The sequence below is a fragment of the Klebsiella sp. 141153 genome (assembly GCF_032601995.1).
GTDB classification, from domain to species: Bacteria; Pseudomonadota; Gammaproteobacteria; order Enterobacterales; family Enterobacteriaceae; genus Klebsiella; species Klebsiella aerogenes.
Map to the genome: position 1 here is coordinate 65,781 of NZ_JAQIRJ010000016.1, position 19,848 is coordinate 85,628.

19 protein-coding genes are annotated in these 19,848 nt (G+C 55.8%); 15 read left to right on the forward strand and 4 right to left on the reverse strand.

All coding sequences use genetic code 11. The annotated features are described in order from the left end of the window. Positions 1–54: 54 nt before the first annotated feature. The gene (locus PGS10_RS23675) at positions 55–867 is read right to left on the reverse strand and encodes a dienelactone hydrolase family protein (RefSeq protein ID WP_045395602.1); all 813 of its coding nucleotides are present in this window, start codon (positions 865–867) and stop codon (positions 55–57) included. 266 nt (positions 868–1,133) lie between these two features. Between PGS10_RS23675 and udp the strand changes: the two genes are divergently transcribed. The 9 genes from udp to tatD all read left to right on the forward strand — a co-directional run bounded on the left by udp (position 1,134) and on the right by tatD (position 9,090). Beyond that, entirely contained in the window at positions 1,134–1,895 is a 762-nt protein-coding gene (udp, locus tag PGS10_RS23680) for a uridine phosphorylase (protein ID WP_004181652.1), read from the forward strand. Between the two features lie 137 nt (positions 1,896–2,032). Further along, the gene (gene rmuC, locus PGS10_RS23685; protein WP_315712043.1) at positions 2,033–3,481 is read left to right on the forward strand and encodes a DNA recombination protein RmuC; all 1,449 of its coding nucleotides are present in this window, start codon (positions 2,033–2,035) and stop codon (positions 3,479–3,481) included. Positions 3,482–3,551: 70 nt separating this feature from the next. Next, positions 3,552–4,307 (forward strand): bifunctional demethylmenaquinone methyltransferase/2-methoxy-6-polyprenyl-1,4-benzoquinol methylase UbiE, encoded by a 756-nt coding sequence (gene ubiE, locus PGS10_RS23690; protein WP_045395605.1) that lies wholly within the window; start codon positions 3,552–3,554, stop codon positions 4,305–4,307. 13 nt (positions 4,308–4,320) lie between these two features. Continuing rightward, positions 4,321–4,926: a ubiquinone biosynthesis protein UbiJ gene (ubiJ, locus tag PGS10_RS23695; RefSeq protein ID WP_316423577.1), complete on the forward strand. Its 606-nt coding sequence runs from the start codon at positions 4,321–4,323 to the stop codon at positions 4,924–4,926. After that, entirely contained in the window at positions 4,923–6,563 is a 1,641-nt protein-coding gene (ubiB, locus tag PGS10_RS23700) for a ubiquinone biosynthesis regulatory protein kinase UbiB (protein WP_015368845.1), read from the forward strand. The genes ubiJ and ubiB overlap by 4 nt, the downstream gene beginning before the upstream one ends. A 131-nt stretch (positions 6,564–6,694) precedes the next feature. Continuing rightward, positions 6,695–6,946, forward strand: coding sequence for a Sec-independent protein translocase subunit TatA (gene tatA, locus PGS10_RS23705; protein ID WP_015368844.1), 252 nt, complete (start codon positions 6,695–6,697; stop codon positions 6,944–6,946). A gap of 3 nt (positions 6,947–6,949) precedes the next feature. Continuing rightward, positions 6,950–7,486: a Sec-independent protein translocase protein TatB gene (tatB, locus tag PGS10_RS23710; protein ID WP_045395609.1), complete on the forward strand. Its 537-nt coding sequence runs from the start codon at positions 6,950–6,952 to the stop codon at positions 7,484–7,486. A gap of 3 nt (positions 7,487–7,489) precedes the next feature. Continuing rightward, positions 7,490–8,263 (forward strand): Sec-independent protein translocase subunit TatC, encoded by a 774-nt coding sequence (tatC, locus tag PGS10_RS23715; RefSeq protein WP_015368842.1) that lies wholly within the window; start codon positions 7,490–7,492, stop codon positions 8,261–8,263. 32 nt (positions 8,264–8,295) lie between these two features. Beyond that, positions 8,296–9,090, forward strand: a complete 795-nt coding sequence (gene tatD, locus PGS10_RS23720; protein ID WP_316423578.1) for a 3'-5' ssDNA/RNA exonuclease TatD — start codon at positions 8,296–8,298, stop codon at positions 9,088–9,090. An 8-nt stretch (positions 9,091–9,098) separates the two neighbouring features. Here the strand turns inward: tatD and rfaH are convergent, their stop codons facing one another. Then, on the reverse strand, positions 9,099–9,587 hold the full coding sequence (gene rfaH / locus PGS10_RS23725; RefSeq protein WP_045395614.1) for a transcription/translation regulatory transformer protein RfaH: 489 nt from the start codon (positions 9,585–9,587) through the stop codon (positions 9,099–9,101). 177 nt (positions 9,588–9,764) lie between these two features. On the opposite strand from rfaH, the gene ubiD reads away from it, so the two are divergent. Beyond that, positions 9,765–11,234, forward strand: a complete 1,470-nt coding sequence (gene ubiD / locus PGS10_RS23730; protein WP_047066639.1) for a 4-hydroxy-3-polyprenylbenzoate decarboxylase — start codon at positions 9,765–9,767, stop codon at positions 11,232–11,234. A 55-nt stretch (positions 11,235–11,289) separates the two neighbouring features. Next, entirely contained in the window at positions 11,290–11,991 is a 702-nt protein-coding gene (gene fre, locus PGS10_RS23735) for an NAD(P)H-flavin reductase (RefSeq protein ID WP_008807928.1), read from the forward strand. A gap of 105 nt (positions 11,992–12,096) precedes the next feature. On the opposite strand, the gene fadA is transcribed toward fre, so the two are convergent. Then, positions 12,097–13,260: an acetyl-CoA C-acyltransferase FadA gene (gene fadA / locus PGS10_RS23740; RefSeq protein ID WP_047078530.1), complete on the reverse strand. Its 1,164-nt coding sequence runs from the start codon at positions 13,258–13,260 to the stop codon at positions 12,097–12,099. Between the two features lie 9 nt (positions 13,261–13,269). After that, positions 13,270–15,459 (reverse strand): fatty acid oxidation complex subunit alpha FadB, encoded by a 2,190-nt coding sequence (fadB, locus tag PGS10_RS23745; RefSeq protein WP_047078531.1) that lies wholly within the window; start codon positions 15,457–15,459, stop codon positions 13,270–13,272. A gap of 191 nt (positions 15,460–15,650) precedes the next feature. On the opposite strand from fadB, the gene pepQ reads away from it, so the two are divergent. Genes pepQ through hemG form a run of 4 tightly spaced genes read left to right on the forward strand, consistent with a single transcriptional unit; the run spans position 15,651 to position 19,634 of the window. Further along, the gene (gene pepQ, locus PGS10_RS23750) at positions 15,651–16,982 is read left to right on the forward strand and encodes a Xaa-Pro dipeptidase (RefSeq protein ID WP_047045732.1); all 1,332 of its coding nucleotides are present in this window, start codon (positions 15,651–15,653) and stop codon (positions 16,980–16,982) included. Then, entirely contained in the window at positions 16,982–17,596 is a 615-nt protein-coding gene (locus PGS10_RS23755; protein ID WP_047078532.1) for an IMPACT family protein, read from the forward strand. Before pepQ ends, PGS10_RS23755 begins: the two co-directional genes overlap by 1 nt. A gap of 41 nt (positions 17,597–17,637) precedes the next feature. Continuing rightward, complete coding sequence (gene trkH, locus PGS10_RS23760) at positions 17,638–19,089, forward strand: Trk system potassium transporter TrkH (RefSeq protein WP_015368834.1); 1,452 nt, start codon at positions 17,638–17,640, stop codon at positions 19,087–19,089. A gap of 11 nt (positions 19,090–19,100) precedes the next feature. Continuing rightward, positions 19,101–19,634: a menaquinone-dependent protoporphyrinogen IX dehydrogenase gene (gene hemG / locus PGS10_RS23765; protein ID WP_316423579.1), complete on the forward strand. Its 534-nt coding sequence runs from the start codon at positions 19,101–19,103 to the stop codon at positions 19,632–19,634. Positions 19,635–19,848: the final 214 nt, after the last annotated feature.

A 19,848-nucleotide genomic window follows, 5' to 3' on the forward strand; every position in this document is an offset into this window, starting at 1 on the left:
ACGCGGAAAACAACAGAGGAGGCCACGGCCTCCTCTTTTCATGTATCAGGCGAGTTACCCTTTTTTACCGCCATATTGAGCAAACCAGGCCAGCATCCGCTGCCAGCCGTCTTTGGCTGACTCTTCGTGATAGCTGGCGCGATAGTCGGCATTAAAGGCGTGATCGGCCTCGGGATAGACCACGATCTCGGCGTTCGCATTTGCCGCCCGCAGCGCCTGGCGCATGGTCTCGACGGTATCCTGCGGAATACTGGCGTCTTTAGCGCCGTACAGGCCAAGTACCGGCGCGTTGAGATCGACCGCGATATCCACCGGGTGTTTTGGCGAATTCAGCGATTTTTCTCCCACCAGTTTGCCATACCAGGCGACGCCTGCCTTCAACTGCGGGTTATGCGCGGCATACAGCCAGGTAATGCGCCCACCCCAGCAAAAACCGGTGATCAGCAGACGATGGGCATCGCCGCCGTGGCGCGCCGCCCAGCTGGCGACGTGGTCGAGATCCGCCAGCACCTGTGCGTCCGGCACCTTAGTGACCAGTTCTTTGAACAGGGTAGGGATATCGTTGTACTCATTCGGATCGCCCTGGCGGAAGTAGAGTTCTGGCGCAATCGCCAGATAGCCTTCCTGCGCCAGGCGGCGGCACAGATCGCGAATATGTTCATGTACGCCGAAAATCTCCTGCACCACGATAACGATCGGCAGCGGGCCGTCGGCGTTTTTCGGGCGGGCGTGATAGGCTGGCATATTCTCGCCCTGCGATGGGATCGAGGTTTCTCCGGCGACAATCTGCTCATCCGACGTATGGACGGCGGTCGAGGCGTGCGGCGAGGCTGCAGGTGCGAATCCAGGTTGCTTGGTGGTGGTCATGGTATTCTCCGTACCCTTATTTATTAGCGCAACACTAACTATAGACCCTTTAGTTCGGGCGGTAATAAAGCACAGTGCCTGAAAGCGGCTATCTTTTGTTCTATGACCGTGAATATAACTTGTTAATGTGATGTAAATCACTATTTGTTGAAAAACAAATGCAATCATTGTTATGCATGGTGACCATCATCACAAAAATAAGCGAGTGGCTTCTGTAAAGTACCCTTTTGCTTCTGCTGATACTTCGACCCACAGAGGAGTTTTTTATGTCCAAGTCTGATGTTTTTCATCTCGGCCTCACTAAGAACGATTTACAAGGGGCTACGCTGGCTATCGTCCCTGGCGATCCGGAGCGTGTGGAAAAGATCGCCGCGCTGATGGATAAGCCGGTTAAGCTGGCATCACATCGTGAATTTACCTCCTGGCGCGCTGAGCTGGATGGCAAACCGGTGATTGTTTGCTCCACCGGTATCGGCGGCCCGTCGACCTCTATCGCCGTGGAAGAGCTGGCGCAACTGGGGGTTCGTACCTTCCTGCGTATCGGCACCACCGGGGCGATTCAGCCGCACATCAACGTTGGTGATGTGCTGGTGACGACCGGTTCTGTCCGTCTGGATGGCGCCAGCCTGCACTTTGCGCCGATGGAGTTTCCGGCCGTTGCTGACTTCGCTTGTACCACCGCGCTGGTGGAAGCGGCGAAATCAATTGGTGCGACCACCCATATCGGTGTAACTGCCTCCTCTGATACCTTCTATCCAGGCCAGGAGCGTTACGACACCTTCTCCGGCCGTGTCGTGAGCCGCTTCAAAGGCTCGATGGAAGAGTGGCAGGCAATGGGCGTCATGAACTATGAAATGGAATCCGCTACGCTGCTGACCATGTGCGCCAGCCAGGGCCTGCGCGCCGGGATGGTGGCAGGGGTTATCGTCAACCGTACCCAGCAAGAGATCCCTAACGCCGAAACCATGAAGCAAACCGAAAGCCACGCGGTGAAAATCGTTGTGGAAGCGGCGCGCCGCCTGCTGTAGTTCTTCACTTTTTCTCGCAAGGCCGGACCCTCCGGCCTTTCTTTTTTGCGTAGCGCCTCGCAGGAAAATCCTTTTCAACTGGACGTTTGTACAGCACAATTCTATTTTGTGTCGTAAGTGGTTGCCGGGGAGGCGTTGTGGATATCTCTATTGTGATAAGCGCCGTGGTGGCGCTGGCGGCAGGGTTAGTCGTTGGCTGGCTGGCGACAAAAGCCCGCGCCGATCAAATCCGTGCCGATCTCATTGAAGAGCGCCGCGAGCTGGATATCGAACTTAGCGCCGCACGTCAGCAGCTGGTGCAGGAATCGCACTGGCGCGATGAGTGCGAACTTCTCAACAACGAGCTGCGCAGCCTGCGTGATATCAACACCTCGCTGGAGGCCGACCTGCGGGAAGTGACCACTCGTCTGGAATCCACGCAGCTGCACGCCGAAGATAAAATCCGCCAGATGGTCAACAGCGAGCAGCGCCTGAGCGAGCAGTTTGAAAACCTGGCGAACCGCATATTCGAACACAGCAACCGCCGGGTTGATGAACAAAACCGGCAGAGCCTGCATGGCCTGCTGACGCCGCTCCGGGAACAGCTCGACGGCTTTCGTCGCCAGGTTCAGGACAGCTTCGGCCAGGAGGCGCGTGAGCGCCACACGCTGGCGCACGAAATCCGCAACCTGCAACAGCTGAACGCACAGATGGCGCAAGAGGCGTTAAACCTGACGAAAGCGCTGAAGGGCGATAACAAAACCCAGGGCAACTGGGGAGAAGTGGTGCTAACCCGCGTGCTGGAGGCCTCCGGCCTGCGCGAAGGCTATGAGTATCAAACACAGGTCAGCATCGAAACCGATAACCGCTCGCGGATGCAGCCGGACGTTATCGTGCGCCTGCCGCAGGGCAAAGACGTGGTTATCGACGCCAAAATGACTCTGGTCGCCTATGAGCGTTATTTCAACGCTGAGGATGATTACACCCGCGAAGCGGCGCTACAGGAGCATATTGCCTCGGTACGTAACCATATTCGCCTGCTGGGCCGCAAAGATTATCAACAACTGCCGGGGTTACGTTCGCTCGACTATGTATTGATGTTTATCCCCGTCGAGCCGGCGTTCCTGCTGGCTATCGACCGTCAGCCTGAGCTTATCAGCGAGGCGCTGAAGAACAATATTATGCTTGTTAGCCCAACAACCCTGCTGGTGGCGCTGCGCACTATCGCTAATTTGTGGCGCTATGAGCATCAAAGCCGTAACGCGCAGAAAATCGCCGAGCGCGCCGGGCGCCTGTACGACAAGATGCGGCTGTTTGTCGACGATATGTCGGCCATCGGCCAAAGCCTTGATAAAGCGCAGGATAACTATCGCCAGGCGATGAAAAAGCTCGCCTCGGGGCGCGGCAATCTGCTGGTACAGGCCGAGTCATTCCGTGGCCTGGGGGTCGAGGTTAAGCGCGGGATTAATCCTGATTTAGTCGAGCAGGCCACGGCGCAGGATGACGAATACCGCCTTGAGGAAGATGAAAATTCACCGCAGGAAGATGTGTTTAGCGCCGATTCCACGTCTGCAGCGAGAGCAAACGAGCACGTCAGGCCAAGCTGAAACGTATGGGAAATGGCCTGAATCTGTTACACTCGCTGAACATTTTCTTGATAAGTAAGCGGGCATAGAGATGGTTGAGGATTCACAAGAAACGACGCATTTTGGCTTTCAAACGGTAGCCAAAGAGCAGAAGGCGGACATGGTGGCGCATGTATTCCATTCTGTCGCTGCAAAATATGATGTGATGAACGACTTAATGTCGTTCGGGATTCATCGCTTGTGGAAGCGCTTCACCATCGACTGCAGCGGCGTGCGTCGTGGGCAAACCGTGCTGGACTTAGCGGGCGGTACCGGCGACCTGACGGCGAAGTTTTCCCGTCTGGTGGGCGAAACCGGTCGCGTGATGCTCGCCGATATCAACGATTCGATGCTCAAAATGGGCCGCGAAAAACTGCGCAACATCGGTATTGTCGGTAACGTTGAGTACGTTCAGGCCAACGCCGAAGCGCTGCCGTTTGCGGATAACACCTTTGACTGCATCACCATCTCCTTTGGCCTGCGTAACGTTACCGATAAAGACAAAGCGCTGCGTTCAATGTACCGCGTGCTGAAACCGGGCGGACGTTTGCTGGTTCTGGAGTTCTCCAAACCGATTCTCGAACCACTGAGCAAAGCCTACGACGCTTATTCCTTCCACGTGCTGCCGAAAGTCGGCGAACTGGTGGCAAACGATGCGGAAAGCTATCGCTATCTGGCGGAATCCATCCGCATGCATCCCGATCAGGAGACCCTGAAAGGCATGATGCAGGAGGCGGGTTTTGAAAGCGTCGACTACTACAACCTGACGGCAGGTATTGTCGCGCTACACCGCGGCTATAAGTTCTGACAGGAGGGACGCTATGCCTTTCGCACCACTGGTTACCGCTGGCATCGAAACGGTTCTTAATACTTTTCTCTGGCGCGACCGCGCGCTTAAACCGGCGCGTCAACGCCTGCTGGGGAAAGTGCTGTGCGTAGAGCTCAAAGAGCTGTCGGCGCCTGTCGTGCTGGCCTATAGCGAGCAGCAAATCGACGTGCTCGGCGCATGGGAAGGCGAAGCTGACTGTACCGTAATTACCCGCCTGAGCGTGCTGCCGCAGCTGCGTAACCGCCAGCAGTTGACCGCGCTGATTCGCAGCGGCGATCTGGAAGTGCAGGGCGACCTGCAGGTTGTGCAGAACATGGTCGCGCTTTGCGATCTGGCGGAGTTCGATCCGGCAGAGCTACTGGCGCCGTATACCGGTGATATCGTCGCTGAAGGGGTTGGCAAGGTACTTCGCGGCGGCGCGCGCTTCCTGCTGCAGGGCGCGCAAAGCCAGCAGCGCTACGTCGCTGAAGCGATTACCGAAGAGTGGCGACTGGCGCCGGGCCCGTTAGAGATGGCCTGGTTTGCTGAAGAATCCGCCGCCGTGGAACGCGCGCTGGCCGCACTGGAAAAACGGCTGGAAACGCTGGAGGGCAAATGACGCCAGGAGAATTACGGCGCCTGTATTTTATCATCCGCACCTTTTTGAGTTACGGGCTTGATGAGCTCATTCCCAAAATGCGTATCACGTTGCCGCTGCGCATCTGGCGGCGAATGTTGTTCTGGATGCCGAATCGCCACAAAGATAAACCGCTGGGTCAACGCTTACGCCTGGCGCTGCAGGAGCTGGGTCCGGTGTGGATTAAGTTCGGCCAGATGCTCTCCACCCGCCGCGACCTGTTCCCGCCGCAAATCGCCGATCAGCTGGCGCTGCTGCAAGATCGCGTCGCGCCTTTCGATGGCAAATTGGCAAAACAACAGATCGAACAAGCGATGGGCGGGCTGCCCATTGAAGCCTGGTTCGATGATTTCGCCATTGAGCCGCTCGCCTCCGCCTCTATCGCTCAGGTCCATACCGCGCGTCTGAAAGACAACGGCAAAGAGGTTGTCATCAAGGTCATCCGCCCGGATATCCTGCCGGTGATCAAAGCGGACATGAAATTAATCTACCGCCTGGCGCGCTGGGTGCCTCGTCTGCTGCCGGATGGCCGCCGTCTGCGTCCGCAGGAAGTCGTCCGCGAATATGAAAAAACGCTGATGGACGAGCTGAACCTTCTACGCGAGTCGGCTAATGCTATTCAGCTACGGCGCAATTTCGAAGACAGCCCAATGCTATACGTGCCGGAAGTCTATTCCGATTACTGTAGCGAAGGCATGATGGTAATGGAGCGGATCTACGGTATTCCGGTTTCCGATGTCGCCGCGCTGGAAGCCCAGGGCACCAACATGCAGTTGCTGGCGGAGCGTGGGGTGCAGGTCTTCTTTACCCAGGTGTTCCGCGACAGCTTTTTCCATGCGGATATGCATCCGGGTAATATTTTCGTTAGCTACGATCATCCGCATGACCCGCAATATATCGGTATCGACTGCGGTATCGTCGGCTCGCTGAACAAAGACGATAAGCGTTATCTCGCAGAAAACTTCATCGCTTTCTTCAACCGCGATTATCGTAAGGTTGCCGAGCTGCACGTCGATTCCGGCTGGGTGCCGCCTGACACCAACGTTGAAGAGTTTGAGTTTGCGATTCGCACCGTGTGCGAGCCCATCTTTGAAAAGCCGCTGGCGGAAATCTCCTTCGGCCACGTATTGCTGAATCTGTTTAATACCGCGCGGCGTTTCAACATGGAAGTCCAGCCGCAGCTGGTTTTGCTTCAGAAGACATTACTTTACGTAGAAGGGGTAGGTCGTCAGCTCTATCCTCAGTTAGACTTGTGGAAAACGGCGAAGCCTTTCCTCGAGTCGTGGATTAAGGATCAGGTCGGTATTCCCGCGCTGGTGCGTGCGTTTAAAGAAAAAGCGCCGTTCTGGATTGAACGAATGCCGGAAATTCCTGAGCTGGTGTACCAAAGCCTGCAGCAGAGCAAACAGCTGCAGACCAGCGTCGATACCATCGTGCGCGACTTCCAGGTGCGCCACGTGCGCCAGGGGCAGTCCCGTTATCTGTTTGGTATAGGCGCCGTTTTGCTTTTAAGCGGTACGCTGTTATTTATCCACCGCCCGGAGTGGGGCATGATGCCTGGCTGGCTGATGGCCGGCGGCGTCGTAACCTGGCTTATTGGTTGGCGAAAAACGCGCTAACAGGTTTCGCGTTTATTCTGGCGCATTGATTCTTGCGCGAAGTCATGTGAGCGGCCTGACAAAGAGGCGTCTCACCGGATGACGTGTATAATGCGCTCTCATCATTCATCATCTGTCATAGGGGAACGTGTATGGGTGGTATCAGTATTTGGCAGTTGTTAATTGTTGTCGTCATCGTAGTTCTGCTTTTCGGGACGAAGAAGCTGAGCTCGCTGGGTTCGGATTTAGGCGCATCGATCAAGGGCTTTAAAAAAGCGATGAGCGATGACGAAAAATCTGATAAGTCCTCAGCCGATGCAGATTTTGCAGCGAAAACTATCGCTGATAAACAAGATGATGCGAAAAAAGACGAGACAAAACGCCACGACAAAGAGCAGGTGTAATTCGTGTTCGATATCGGTTTTAGTGAACTATTGCTGGTGTTCGTGATTGGCCTCATCGTATTGGGGCCACAGCGACTACCTGTCGCCGTCAAAACGGTGGCCAGCTGGATCCGTACGTTGCGCTCGCTGGCGACCACCGTACAAAATGAGCTTGCCCAGGAGCTAAAACTGCAGGAGTTTCAGGAGAGCCTGAAGAAGGTGGAAAAGGCCAGCCTGGATAATCTGACTCCGGAGCTCAAAGCCTCGATGGATGAACTGCGCGAAGCGGCTGAATCCATGAAGCGTTCCTATACCGCCCACGATCCTGAAAAGGCCAGCGACGAAGCGAACACCATTCATAATCCGGTCGTCAAAGGTAGCGAAGCGCAGCGCCAGGATGTCACGCCGGCGACGGCGGAACACCAGGTCAGCGCTCCGGCACATGCGCCGGAACCCGTTGTCGATGAGCTATCCGCTTCGTCGGCTGAAGCCCCGGCAGCTAAGGAAAAAGCCGCCGCGGCAGTGCCAGATTCTTCCCCCGCATCGAGTGATAAAGCGTAAAAAATGGGCGTAGACGAGACTCAACCGTTAATTTCTCATCTGATTGAGCTGCGTAAGCGCCTGCTCAACAGCATTATTGCCATCCTGGTGATCTTCCTGGCGTTGGTTTACTTCGCCAATGATATCTATCAACTGGTATCCGCTCCGCTTATCAGCAAAATGCCGGTAGGCGCGACGATGATCGCCACCGATGTCGCTTCTCCTTTCTTCACGCCGATCAAACTGACCTTTATGGTCTCGGTGATCCTGTCGGTACCGGTCATTCTTTATCAGGTATGGGCGTTCGTCGCGCCAGCGTTGTATAAGCATGAACGTCGGCTGGTCATGCCGCTGCTGGTTTCCAGTACGCTGCTGTTCTATATCGGTATGGCTTTCGCTTATTTCGTCGTGTTCCCGCTGGCATTTGGCTTCCTGACCCACGCCGCGCCGGAAGGGGTATTAGTTTCGACCGATATCCGTAGCTACCTCGATTTTGTCATGGCGCTGTTTATGGCTTTCGGCGTGTCGTTTGAAGTGCCGGTCGCCATCGTCCTGCTCTGCTGGATGGGCGTCACGACGCCGGAAGATTTACGTAAAAAACGGCCCTACGTGCTGGTGGGCGCCTTCGTGGTCGGTATGCTGCTGACGCCGCCGGATGTGTTCTCGCAAACGCTGTTGGCCATCCCCATGTATTGCCTGTTTGAAGTCGGGGTGTTCTTTGCCCGTTTCTACACCGGTAAACGCCTGACGCGTGACGAAGATGCCGCCGCCGAAGAGGCGGAGAGCAAAGAAGAGTAACAACGCCAACCGCCCGTCAGGGCGGTTGTCATATGGGAGTTATGATGTTTGATATTGGCGTAAATCTGACCAGCTCGCAGTTTTCCCGCGATCACGACGAGGTGGTTGCGCGCGCGCAGGCGGCGGGTGTCCAGGGGATGTTGCTGACCGGCACCAATCTGCATGAAAGCCAGCAGGCGCAGCAGATGGCTGGCCGTTACGCCAACTGCTGGTCTACCGCGGGTGTACATCCGCACGATAGCAGCACCTGGACGGAGTCGGTGGCCGAAGAAATCCACGCGCTGGCCCGCCAGCCGCAGGTGGCGGCGATTGGCGAATGCGGTCTTGATTTCAACCGTAACTTCTCAACGCCGCAGGAGCAAGAGAGGGCGTTCAGCGCCCAACTGGCGCTGGCGGCCGAGCTCTCAATGCCGGTATTTTTACACTGCCGTGACGCCCATGAACGGTTCCTTGCGCTGCTGGATCCGTGGCTCAATAAACTGCCCGGCGCCGTGTTGCACTGCTTTACCGGTAGCCGCGCGGAAGTGCTTCAGTGTCTTGATAGAGGTTTATTTATCGGTATCACCGGTTGGGTGTGCGATGAGCGGCGGGGACTGGAGCTTCGCGAACTGTTGCCGGCGATCCCGGCGGAACGTTTGCTGCTGGAGACCGACGCGCCATATCTGTTGCCGCGCGACATGAAGCCGAAGCCCTCCTCGCGGCGCAACGAGCCCGCTTATCTGCCGCATATTCTGGCAAGGGTAGCGGGCTGGCGAGGCGAGGAAGCGCAATGGCTGGAGGAGGTTACGGATGCGAACGTCAGGAAGCTGTTTGGCGTGCGCTTTTAACCGCGCCGTCAGATTTTATAGAAGTCGGTATTTTTAACGCTTTGCAGGACCTGTTTATTCAACAGATTGAGGAGCAGCATGGAGCGTGCTTCACCGTCGGGCTCGGTGAAGATAGCCTGCAGTCCTTCAAAAGCGCCGTCGGTGATTAACACGCTGTCGCCTTCATGAGGCGTTTCCGGGTCGGTAATGCCTTCCGGTTTATAGATGGAAAGCTGGTGAATCACCTCTGAAGGCACCACTGCCGGTTGGGCGCCAAAACGGACGAAACTGTTCACTCCGCGGGTGGCGCTGATGGTGGTGGTATGGATAACCTCGGGGTCGAATTCGACGAACAGATAGTTTGGGAACAGGGGCTCGCTGACCGTAGTACGTTTACCACGGATGATTTTTTCCAGCGCGATCGTCGGCATCAGGCAATTGACTGCCTGACGTTCAAGGTGTTCCTGGGCGCGCTGAAGCTGCCCACGTTTGCAATAAAGTAAGTACCAGGCTTGCATAATGACTCTTTCCGCTTTACTACCTGCAAGCATAACAAAAGCCCGGAACAATCGCGAAAACCATTATAAGCGAAAGCGTAAATAGCCTGTTCATTTACGCTTATTTAACAAAAGTACAGCATCGTTGCGGCGAAAATCGTATAATCAGCCGCTAGTATAGAGGTCAATAATAACTCCATGAAATACCACGATCTACGCGACTTTCTGACATTACTTGAGCAGCAGGGCGAGCTAAAACGGATAGCCCTGCCGGTCGACCCGCACCTGGAAATTACCGAAATTGCCGACCGCACCCTGCGTGCCGGCGGCCCGGCGCTGCTGTTTGAAAACCCGAAAGGCTACTCAATGCCGGTGCTGTGCAACCTGTTTGGCACGCCGCGCCGCGTGGCGCTGGGGATGGGCCAGGAAGACGTCAGTTCGCTACGGGAAGTCGGGAAGCTATTGGCCTTTCTGAAAGAGCCGGAGCCGCCAAAAGGCTTCCGCGATCTGTTTGATAAGCTGCCGCAGTTCAAGCAAGTGCTGAATATGCCGACCAAACGTCTGCGCGGCGCGCCTTGCCAGCAAAAAATCATCCAGGGCGATGACGTCGATCTCAACAAAATACCGATTATGACCTGCTGGCCGGAAGATGCCGCGCCGCTGATTACCTGGGGGCTGACGGTGACCCGCGGCCCGCATAAAGAGCGGCAAAATCTGGGTATTTATCGCCAGCAGTTGATCGGCAAAAATAAACTCATCATGCGGTGGTTGTCCCACCGCGGCGGCGCCCTGGATTTCCAGGAGTGGTGCGCGGCGCATCCCGGCGAGCGTTTCCCGGTATCCGTGGCGCTTGGCGCCGATCCAGCGACCATTCTGGGCGCGGTGACGCCGGTGCCCGATACCCTGTCGGAATATGCTTTCGCAGGCCTGCTGCGCGGCACCAAGACCGAAGTGGTGAAGTGCGTTTCCAATGACCTTGAAGTGCCGGCCAGCGCGGAAATTGTGCTCGAAGGCTACATTGAGGCCGGCGAGATGGCGCCGGAAGGGCCGTACGGCGATCATACCGGCTACTACAATGAAGTGGACAGCTTCCCGGTATTTACGGTGACCCATATTACCCAGCGCGAAGACGCGATTTATCATTCGACCTATACCGGTCGCCCGCCGGATGAACCCGCGGTGCTGGGCGTGGCGCTGAACGAAGTCTTTGTGCCGATTCTGCAAAAGCAGTTCCCGGAAATCGTCGACTTCTATCTGCCGCCGGAAGGATGTTCCTATCGCCTGGCGGTGGTCACCATGAAAAAACAGTACGCCGGTCATGCCAAGCGCGTGATGATGGGCGTCTGGTCGTTCCTGCGCCAGTTCATGTATACCAAGTTCGTGATTGTTTGCGACGATGACGTGAACGCGCGCGACTGGAACGACGTGATTTGGGCGATTACTACCCGTATGGACCCGGCTCGTGATACGGTACTGGTAGAAAATACGCCAATAGATTATCTGGATTTTGCCTCGCCGGTTTCCGGCCTGGGTTCAAAAATGGGGCTGGATGCCACAAATAAATGGCCTGGCGAAACCCAGCGTGAATGGGGTCGTCCAATCAAAAAAGATCCTGAGGTGACGGCGCGCATCGACGCCATCTGGGATGAACTGGCCATCTTTAAATAACAGTAAGCGGGGCTAACGCCGCTGTTTTGCTCTATAGACCCGACAGAGGGGACGCATGACAACCTTAAGCTGTAAAGTGACCTCGGTGGAGGCGATTACCGATACCGTGTATCGCGTTCGATTAGTACCGGAAGCGGCATTCTCTTTCCGCGCCGGCCAGTATCTGATGGTGGTGATGGACGAGCGCGACAAGCGTCCGTTTTCTATGGCTTCCACGCCGTCAGAGCATGAGTTTATCGAGCTGCATATCGGTGCTTCTGAACTCAATCTGTATGCGATGGCGGTGATGGATCGCATTCTGAAAGAGCGTGAAATTGAGGTTGATATTCCGCATGGCGAAGCGTGGCTGCGCGATGACGAAGATCGTCCGCTGATTCTGATCGCCGGTGGTACCGGATTCTCTTATGTGCGTTCTATTCTGTTAACCGCGCTGGCGCGTAACCCGGATCGCGATATCGCCATTTATTGGGGCGGCCGCGAGGCTAAACATCTGTACGATCTGGCCGAGCTAGAAGCGTTAAGCATCAAGCATCCGAATCTGCGCATCGAGCCGGTGGTCGAGCAGCCGGAAGAAGGATGGCGCGGCCGTTCCGGTACGGTACTGACTGCGGTGCTGCAGGATTACGGTACGCTGGCCGAGCATGATATTTACATTGCCGGTCGCTTTGAGATGGCCAAGATTGCCCGCGACCTGTTCTGTAATGAACGCGGCGCGCGCGAAGACCGCCTGTTTGGCGATGCGTTTGCCTTTATCTGAAAATAAAAAACCCGCCCCTGACAGGCGGGAAGAACGGCAACTAAACCCCCTCTAATCCATTATTGCCTGTTGGCTGGCAGGCAATAATGGCATCGAGTTTTTTACCTACATCCGCTCAAATACGGTGGCGATCCCCTGGCCTAAACCGATGCACATGGTTGCCAGACCGAACTGCGCGTCTTTACGTTCCATCTGATTGATCAAGGTGGTGCTAATACGCGCCCCGGAACAGCCCAACGGGTGGCCGAGCGCGATCGCGCCGCCGTTAAGGTTGATCTTCTCGTCAATCTGCTCCATTAACCCCAGATCTTTAATACACGGCAGGATCTGCGCGGCAAACGCTTCATTCATTTCAAAGACGTCGATATCGCTGGTGGATAATCCCGCTTTTTTCAGCGCCAGCTTTGAGGCCGGAACCGGGCCATAACCCATAATGGACGGATCGCAGCCGACCACCGCCATTGAACGGACGCGAGCGCGCGGCTTCAGCCCCAGCTCGCGGGCGCGGCTTTCGCTCATCAGCAGCATCGCCGCCGCGCCGTCGGAAAGCGCGGAAGAGGTGCCCGCCGTTACCGTGCCGGTCACCGGATCGAAAGCCGGTCTCAGCGCCGCCAGCGCTTCGACGGTGGTTTCCGGGCGGATCACTTCGTCGTAATTGAAGGATTTCAACACACCATCGGCATCGTGACCGCCGGTCGGGATGATCTCCGCTTTAAATGCTCCGGATTGCGTCGCCGCCCAGGCGCGAGCGTGAGAGCGTGCGGCGAATTGATCCTGCATTTCACGGCTAATGCCGTGCAGACGCGCCAGCATTTCCGCGGTCAGCCCCATCATACCGGCGGCTTTCGCCACATTACGGCTAAGGCCCGGATGGAAATCGACACCGTGGCTCATTGGTACATGGCCCATGTGCTCAACGCCGCCAATCAGGCAGACGCTGGCGTCGCCGGTTATGATCATACGGGCGGCATCATGCAGCGCCTGCATGGAGGAACCGCACAGGCGGTTAACCGTTGTCGCCGGTACCGAGTGCGGGATTTCCGCCAGCAGCGCGGCGTTACGGGCAATGTTGAAACCCTGCTCCAGCGTTTGTTGCACGCAGCCCCAGTAAATATCGTCAATCGCGCTCGCCTCAAGGGACGGGTTACGCGAGAGCAGGCTTCGCATCAGGTGTGCGGAGAGGTCTTCCGCACGCACGTTGCGAAAGGCGCCGCCCTTTGAACGGCCCATCGGGGTGCGAATTGCATCGACAATGACAACCTGTTCCATTGTGACTCCTTAAGCCGTTTTCAGTTCGCCAACCGGACGGGCTGGTTCTACTGGAGGATAATACGCCTCGTTATGACGGGCCTTGTTACGCAGACCTTCTGGCACGGCATAAAGCGGGCCGAGGTGCTGGTATTGCTGCGCCATATCGAGATATTTTGCGCTGCCGATGGTGTCCAGCCAGCGGAATGCGCCGCCGTGGAACGGAGGGAAGCCCAGGCCGTATACCAGCGCCATGTCCGCTTCCGCCGGGCTGGCGATAATGCCTTCTTCCAGGCAACGAACAACTTCGTTAACCATCGGGATCATCATACGGGCGATAATCTCTTCATCGCTGAAATCGCGCTTCGGCTGGCTGACTTCGGCCAACAGACCATCGACCGCGGCATCTTCTTCTTTTTTCGGTTTGCCTTTACTGTCTTCTTTATAACGCCAGAAACCGAGGCCGTTCTTCTGGCCGAAACGGTTGGCGTCAAACAGCGCGTCGATCGCATCGCGATAATCTTTCTGCATTCGCTGTGGGAACCCCGCCGCCATTACCGCCTGGGCATGGTGCGCGGTATCGATGCCGACAACATCCAGCAGATAGGCCGGGCCCATCGGCCAGCCAAACTGTTTTTCCATTACTTTATCGACTTTGCGGAAGTCCGCGCCGTCGCGCAGCAGCTGGCTGAAGCCTGCGAAGTAGGGGAACAGGACGCGGTTGACGAAGAAGCCGGGACAATCATTCACCACGATCGGCGTTTTGCCCATTTTGCTGGCCCAGGCCACGACTTTGGCAATGGTCTTATCCGAAGTTTTCTCACCGCGGATCACTTCAACCAGCGGCATGCGATGTACCGGGTTAAAGAAATGCATACCGCAGAAATTCTCCGGGCGCTGCAGAACGCTGGCCAGCTCGCTGATAGGAATCGTTGAGGTGTTGGAAGCCAGCACGGTGTCCGGACGCACTTTCTCTTCGGTTTCCGCCAGTACCGCTTTCTTCACTTTCGGGTTTTCCACCACCGCTTCAACGACGACGTCCACGCGGTCAAAACCGCTATATTCCAGCGTTGGCTGAATGGTGCTAATCACTCCGGCCAGCTTCAGGCCGTCGATTTTTCCGCGTTCCAGCTGTTTATTCAGCAGCTTCGCCGCTTCGGTCATGCCAAGGGTCAGCGATTTGTCGCTGATGTCTTTCATCACCACCGGCACGCCTTTCCAGGCTGACTGATAAGCAATGCCACCACCCATAATGCCGGCGCCTAATACGGCGGCGTGCTTCGGTGTTTCGACATCTTTGGTCAGCTTTTTCGCTTTCGCTTTGACGTACTGGTCGTTAAGGAAGATGCCGACCAGCGCGCGCGCTTCGTTGGTGTGCGCCAGCGGAACAAAACTTTGGTTTTCCAGCTTCAGCGCGTCGTCACGACCAAGACGCGCGGCGGCTTCGATGGTTTTTACCGCGGTGATCGGCGCCGGATAATGTTTTCCAGCGGTTTGCGCGACCATGCCTTTGGCAATAGTAAAGCTCATGGCGGCTTCAATTTTGCTGAGCTTCAGTGGTTCCAGTTTCGGCTGACGTTTGGCTTTCCAGTCCAGATCGCCATTAATCGCCTGACGCAGAATCGCCAGCGCGCCGTGATGCAGTTTTTCCGCGGCAACAATGCCGTCAACGAGGCCAATTTTCAGCGCTTGATCGGCACCGACGTCTTTACCGGCGGCAATAATTTCCAGCGCGCTATCGGCGCCGAGCAGGCGCGGCAGACGTACGGAACCGCCGAAGCCAGGCATAATGCCCAACTTGGTTTCCGGCAGACCGATGCGCAGATCCGGCGTCGCGAGGCGATAGTCGGTCGCCAGCACGCATTCGCAGCCGCCGCCCAGCGCATAGCCGTTAACCGCTGACAGCGTAGGAACCGGTAAATCTTCCAGGCGATTGAATACGCTATTGGCAAAGTGCAGCCACTGGCTCAACTGTTCTTCCGGCACCAGGAATAGCGAAAGGAATTCGGTGATATCGGCGCCGACGATAAAGGCCGCTTTTTCAGAGCGCAGCAGCAGCCCTTTGAGATCTTGTTGTTTTTCGAGTACGTCCAGCGCGTGACCGAGGCTGGCAACGGTTGCAGTATCAAGCTTGTTAACCGAGCCGGGGGCGTCGAAAACCAGTTCGGCAATGCCATCTTCCAGCCAGTCGAGGTACAGGGTGTCGCCTTTGTAGAGCATGTCAGTCTCCTGAATCCAGCAATATGATCTGGTCATACCAGATGACTCGGAGTGTGGAATTTATGTTAAGAAAATGCAAATTACTCTTTAAATAATTGCTGGTCGGATCACATCCGGTAGAAATCACCCGGCCTGGAGCCAATGTGCTAAGATGCGGAGAATCACGATCCAATAAAAGCAAAGGATAAAAGATGGAATCACTGGCCGCGCTTTATAAAAATCATATCGTTACCCTACAAGAACGTACCCGCAAAGTATTAGACCGCTTCAAGCTGGATGCTCTGCTGATCCACTCCGGCGAGCTGATTAATGTCTTCCTCGACGATCATCCGTATCCGTTTAAAGTAAACCCGCAATTTAAGGCGTGGGTGCCGGTGACCCAGGTGCCAAACTGCTGGCTGCTGGTGGATGGCGTGAATAAACCGAAGCTGTGGTTCTATCTGCCGGTCGATTACTGGCACAACGTTGAGCCGCTGCCGACCTCTTTCTGGACCGAAGAAGTGGACGTGATTGCGTTGCCGAAAGCCGACGGCATTGGTGGTCAACTGCCCGCGGCGCGTGGCAATATTGCGTATATCGGCCCGGTGCCGGAGCGTGCTATCGGTCTGGAGATCGCGGCAGACAAAATCAACCCGAAAGGCGTTATCGACTATCTGCATTATTATCGCGCTTACAAAACCGACTATGAGCTGGCTTGTATGCGTGAAGCGCAGAAATCGGCGGTCAACGGCCATCGCGCGGCTCACGAAGCTTTCCAGTCGGGGATGAGCGAGTTCGATATTAATCAGGCTTACCTGACGGCGACCGGTCATCGCGATACCGATGTTCCTTACAGCAACATCGTGGCGCTGAATGAGCATGCGGCCGTATTGCATTACACCAAGCTGGATCACCGTGCGCCAACCGAGATGCGTAGCTTCCTGTTGGATGCAGGCGCAGAGTACAACGGCTATGCCGCGGACCTGACGCGTACCTGGGCAGGTCACAGCGACAACGACTTCGCGCAGCTGATTAAAGACGTTAACGACGAACAGCTGGCGTTGATCAGCACCATGAAGGCTGGCACCAGCTACGTGGATTACCATATTCAGTTCCATCAGCGCATCGCAAAGCTGCTGCGTAAACACCAGCTAGTGACCGGCATGAGCGAAGAGGCGATGGTGGAAAACGATCTGACCGGGCCGTTTATGCCGCACGGGATTGGTCATCCGCTGGGCCTGCAGGTTCATGATGTCGCCGGTTTCATGCAGGACGATACCGGTACGCATCTGGCGGCGCCGTCGAAGTATCCTTACCTGCGCTGCACCCGTATTCTTGAACCGCGTATGGTGTTGACCATCGAACCAGGCATCTACTTTATTGAGTCGCTGTTGGCGCCATGGCGTGAAGGGCAGTTCAGCAAGCACTTCAACTGGCAGAAAATTGAAGCCATGAAGCCGTTTGGCGGGATCCGTATCGAAGATAACGTGGTGGTTCACGAAAACAGTATCGAAAATATGACGCGCGACCTGAAACTGGCGTAATGGAAAGTTGGTTGGTGCCGGCCGCGCCGGTGAGCGTTGTTGAAGAGATCAAAAAGAGCCGTTTCATCACGCTGTTGGCGCATACCGACGGCGTGGCGGCGGCGAAAGCGTTTGTCGAATCGGTCAGGGCTGAGCACCCGGACGCTCGTCATCACTGCGTGGCGTGGGTTGCCGGTCCTCCTGATGATTCACAGCAGCTGGGGTTCTCTGACGATGGCGAACCGGCGGGAACGGCAGGTAAACCCATGCTGGCGCAGCTGATGGGCAGCGGCGTCGGCGAGATAACCGCTGTGGTGGTGCGCTACTACGGTGGTATTCTGCTGGGTACCGGCGGCCTGGTGAAGGCCTATGGCGGCGGCGTCCATCAGGCGCTTGCGCAGTTGAAAACGCAGCGCAAGACGCCGTTAACCGCATATACTTTGCAATGTGAATACGGACAGCTAGCCGGGGTAGAAGCGCTGCTGGCGCAGTTCTCGGGCATTATTGTGGAAAGCGAATATCAGGCGTCTGTGCAACTGCGCGTCGCGCTTCCGCAAGCTGAAGTGGCCCCTTTTTCAACAAAACTGGCTGATTTTAGTCGTGGTTCATTGCAATTACTGAAGATTGACGAATAATCCCCACCTGATTTTTTTGTAACCCAAAGGAAGCGCCAGAGATGCATTTTCGCGCGATAACCCGAATCGTTGGACTGTTGGTCATCTTATTTTCGGGGACGATGATTGTCCCGGGATTAGTGGCCCTGATATATCGCGATGGCGCGGGGCGAGCTTTCACCCAAACCTTCTTTGTTGCCCTGGCGATCGGCTCCATGCTGTGGTGGCCGAACCGTAAGCAAAAAGGCGAACTGAAATCCCGCGAAGGGTTTCTCATTGTCGTGCTGTTCTGGACCGTGCTGGGCAGCGTCGGTGCGTTACCGTTTATCTTTGCTGAACAGCCTAATCTGACGGTGACGGATGCCTTTTTTGAATCCTTCTCCGGCTTAACCACTACCGGTGCGACGACGCTGGTGGGGCTGGACTCACTGCCTCATGCCATCCTGTTCTATCGCCAGATGCTGCAGTGGTTCGGCGGTATGGGGATCATCGTGCTGGCGGTGGCGATTTTGCCTATCCTCGGCGTCGGGGGGATGCAGCTCTACCGGGCGGAAATGCCGGGCCCGTTGAAAGATAATAAGATGCGCCCGCGTATCGCCGAGACGGCAAAAACGCTGTGGCTTATTTATGTCTTATTAACCGTCGCCTGCGCATTGGCGCTGTGGTTTGCCGGAATGCCGGCATTCGACGCGATTGGCCATAGCTTTGCGACCATCGCTATCGGCGGCTTCTCAACTCACGATGCCAGCGTCGGCTACTTTAATAGCCCGATGATTAACTCCATCATCGCCATCTTCCTGCTGATCTCCGGCTGTAACTATGGCCTGCACTTTTCGCTATTAAGTGGACGCAGTTTGCGGGTTTACTGGCGTGACCCGGAATTCAGAATGTTTATCGGTGTTCAGCTAACCCTGGTTATCGTCTGTACACTGGTATTGTGGCTACATAATGTCTACGGCTCGGTGTTAACGACGCTGAACCAGGCGTTCTTCCAGGTGGTGTCGATGGCGACGACCGCTGGGTTTACCACCGACAGTATTGCGCGCTGGCCGTTGTTCCTGCCTGTGCTGTTACTTTGCTCTGCATTTATCGGCGGCTGCGCCGGGTCAACGGGTGGTGGTTTGAAGGTCATTCGTATTCTGTTGCTGTTTAAACAGGGGAATCGTGAACTTAAACGCCTGGTGCATCCAAACGCCGTCTATAGCATTAAGTTAGGTAACCGCGCGCTGCCGGAACGTATTCTGGAAGCCGTATGGGGGTTCTTCTCCGCCTATGCGCTGGTCTTTATCATTAGTATGTTGGCTATTATCGCTACCGGCGTTGATGACTTCTCTGCTTTTGCTTCAGTTGTGGCGACGTTGAACAACCTGGGGCCAGGGCTTGGGGTCGTTGCCGATAACTTTGCGACAATGAACCCGGTCGCGAAATGGATCCTGATTGCTAATATGCTGTTTGGTCGTCTGGAAGTGTTCACCTTATTGGTGCTCTTTACCCCCACTTTCTGGCGCGAATAACAGGAGTGCTCGTGAAAACTTTAATTCTTTTCTCCACCCGTGACGGGCAGACCCGTGAAATTGCCTCATACCTGGCCTCCGAACTTAAGGAGCTGGGAATTGATGCGGATACCGTGAACCTGAACCGTACCGACACGGTTGAGTGGCATCACTACGATCGCGTCGTGATTGGCGCCTCTATACGCTATGGGCACTTCCATCCTGCGCTGGACCGCTTTGTGAAAAAGCACCTGGCATCACTGCAGGCGTTGCCGGGAGCATTCTTCTCGGTAAACCTGGTGGCGCGCAAAGCGGAAAAGCGGACGCCGCAAACTAACAGCTATACGCGCAAGTTTCTCCTTAATTCGCCGTGGCAGCCGCAGAGCTGCGCGGTATTTGCCGGCGCGCTGCGTTATCCGCGCTATCGCTGGTACGATCGCTTTATGATTCGTTTAATTATGATGATGACCGGCGGCGAAACGGACACCAGTAAAGAAGTGGTTTATACGGATTGGCCGCAGGTGGCCAGATTCGCTCAAGAAATCGCGCAAATGACGAGCAAATAGCGCGTAAAACTCGCGTTATGGTGGAAAATCGAGCGAACGAAAAGTTTTTTTGAATTTCCTCTTGTCACTTCAGAATTACCCCCTATAATGCGCCACCACTGACACGGAACAACGGCAAACAAGCCGCCGGGTCAGCGGGGTTCCGGTGAGAACCTCGCGGAGAAAAGCAAAAATAAATGCTTGACTCTGAGGCGGGAAAGCGTAATATGCACAC

What these genes read in the sequence shown, in the direction of transcription:
- tatD (WP_316423578.1), top strand. Translation starts at nt 8,296, where the DNA reads ATGGGAGTTATGATGTTTGATATTGGCGTAAATCTGACCAGCTCGCAG.
- PGS10_RS23675 (WP_045395602.1), bottom strand. Translation starts at nt 867, where the DNA reads ATGACCACCACCAAGCAACCTGGATTCGCACCTGCAGCCTCGCCGCAC.
- ubiB (WP_015368845.1), top strand. Translation starts at nt 4,923, where the DNA reads ATGACGCCAGGAGAATTACGGCGCCTGTATTTTATCATCCGCACCTTT.
- ubiE (WP_045395605.1), top strand. Translation starts at nt 3,552, where the DNA reads ATGGTTGAGGATTCACAAGAAACGACGCATTTTGGCTTTCAAACGGTA.
- ubiD (WP_047066639.1), top strand. Translation starts at nt 9,765, where the DNA reads ATGAAATACCACGATCTACGCGACTTTCTGACATTACTTGAGCAGCAG.
- fadA (WP_047078530.1), bottom strand. Translation starts at nt 13,260, where the DNA reads ATGGAACAGGTTGTCATTGTCGATGCAATTCGCACCCCGATGGGCCGT.
- rfaH (WP_045395614.1), bottom strand. Translation starts at nt 9,587, where the DNA reads ATGCAAGCCTGGTACTTACTTTATTGCAAACGTGGGCAGCTTCAGCGC.
- udp (WP_004181652.1), top strand. Translation starts at nt 1,134, where the DNA reads ATGTCCAAGTCTGATGTTTTTCATCTCGGCCTCACTAAGAACGATTTA.
- trkH (WP_015368834.1), top strand. Translation starts at nt 17,638, where the DNA reads ATGCATTTTCGCGCGATAACCCGAATCGTTGGACTGTTGGTCATCTTA.
- tatC (WP_015368842.1), top strand. Translation starts at nt 7,490, where the DNA reads ATGGGCGTAGACGAGACTCAACCGTTAATTTCTCATCTGATTGAGCTG.
- tatA (WP_015368844.1), top strand. Translation starts at nt 6,695, where the DNA reads ATGGGTGGTATCAGTATTTGGCAGTTGTTAATTGTTGTCGTCATCGTA.
- fre (WP_008807928.1), top strand. Translation starts at nt 11,290, where the DNA reads ATGACAACCTTAAGCTGTAAAGTGACCTCGGTGGAGGCGATTACCGAT.
- pepQ (WP_047045732.1), top strand. Translation starts at nt 15,651, where the DNA reads ATGGAATCACTGGCCGCGCTTTATAAAAATCATATCGTTACCCTACAA.
- fadB (WP_047078531.1), bottom strand. Translation starts at nt 15,459, where the DNA reads ATGCTCTACAAAGGCGACACCCTGTACCTCGACTGGCTGGAAGATGGC.
- ubiJ (WP_316423577.1), top strand. Translation starts at nt 4,321, where the DNA reads ATGCCTTTCGCACCACTGGTTACCGCTGGCATCGAAACGGTTCTTAAT.
- PGS10_RS23755 (WP_047078532.1), top strand. Translation starts at nt 16,982, where the DNA reads ATGGAAAGTTGGTTGGTGCCGGCCGCGCCGGTGAGCGTTGTTGAAGAG.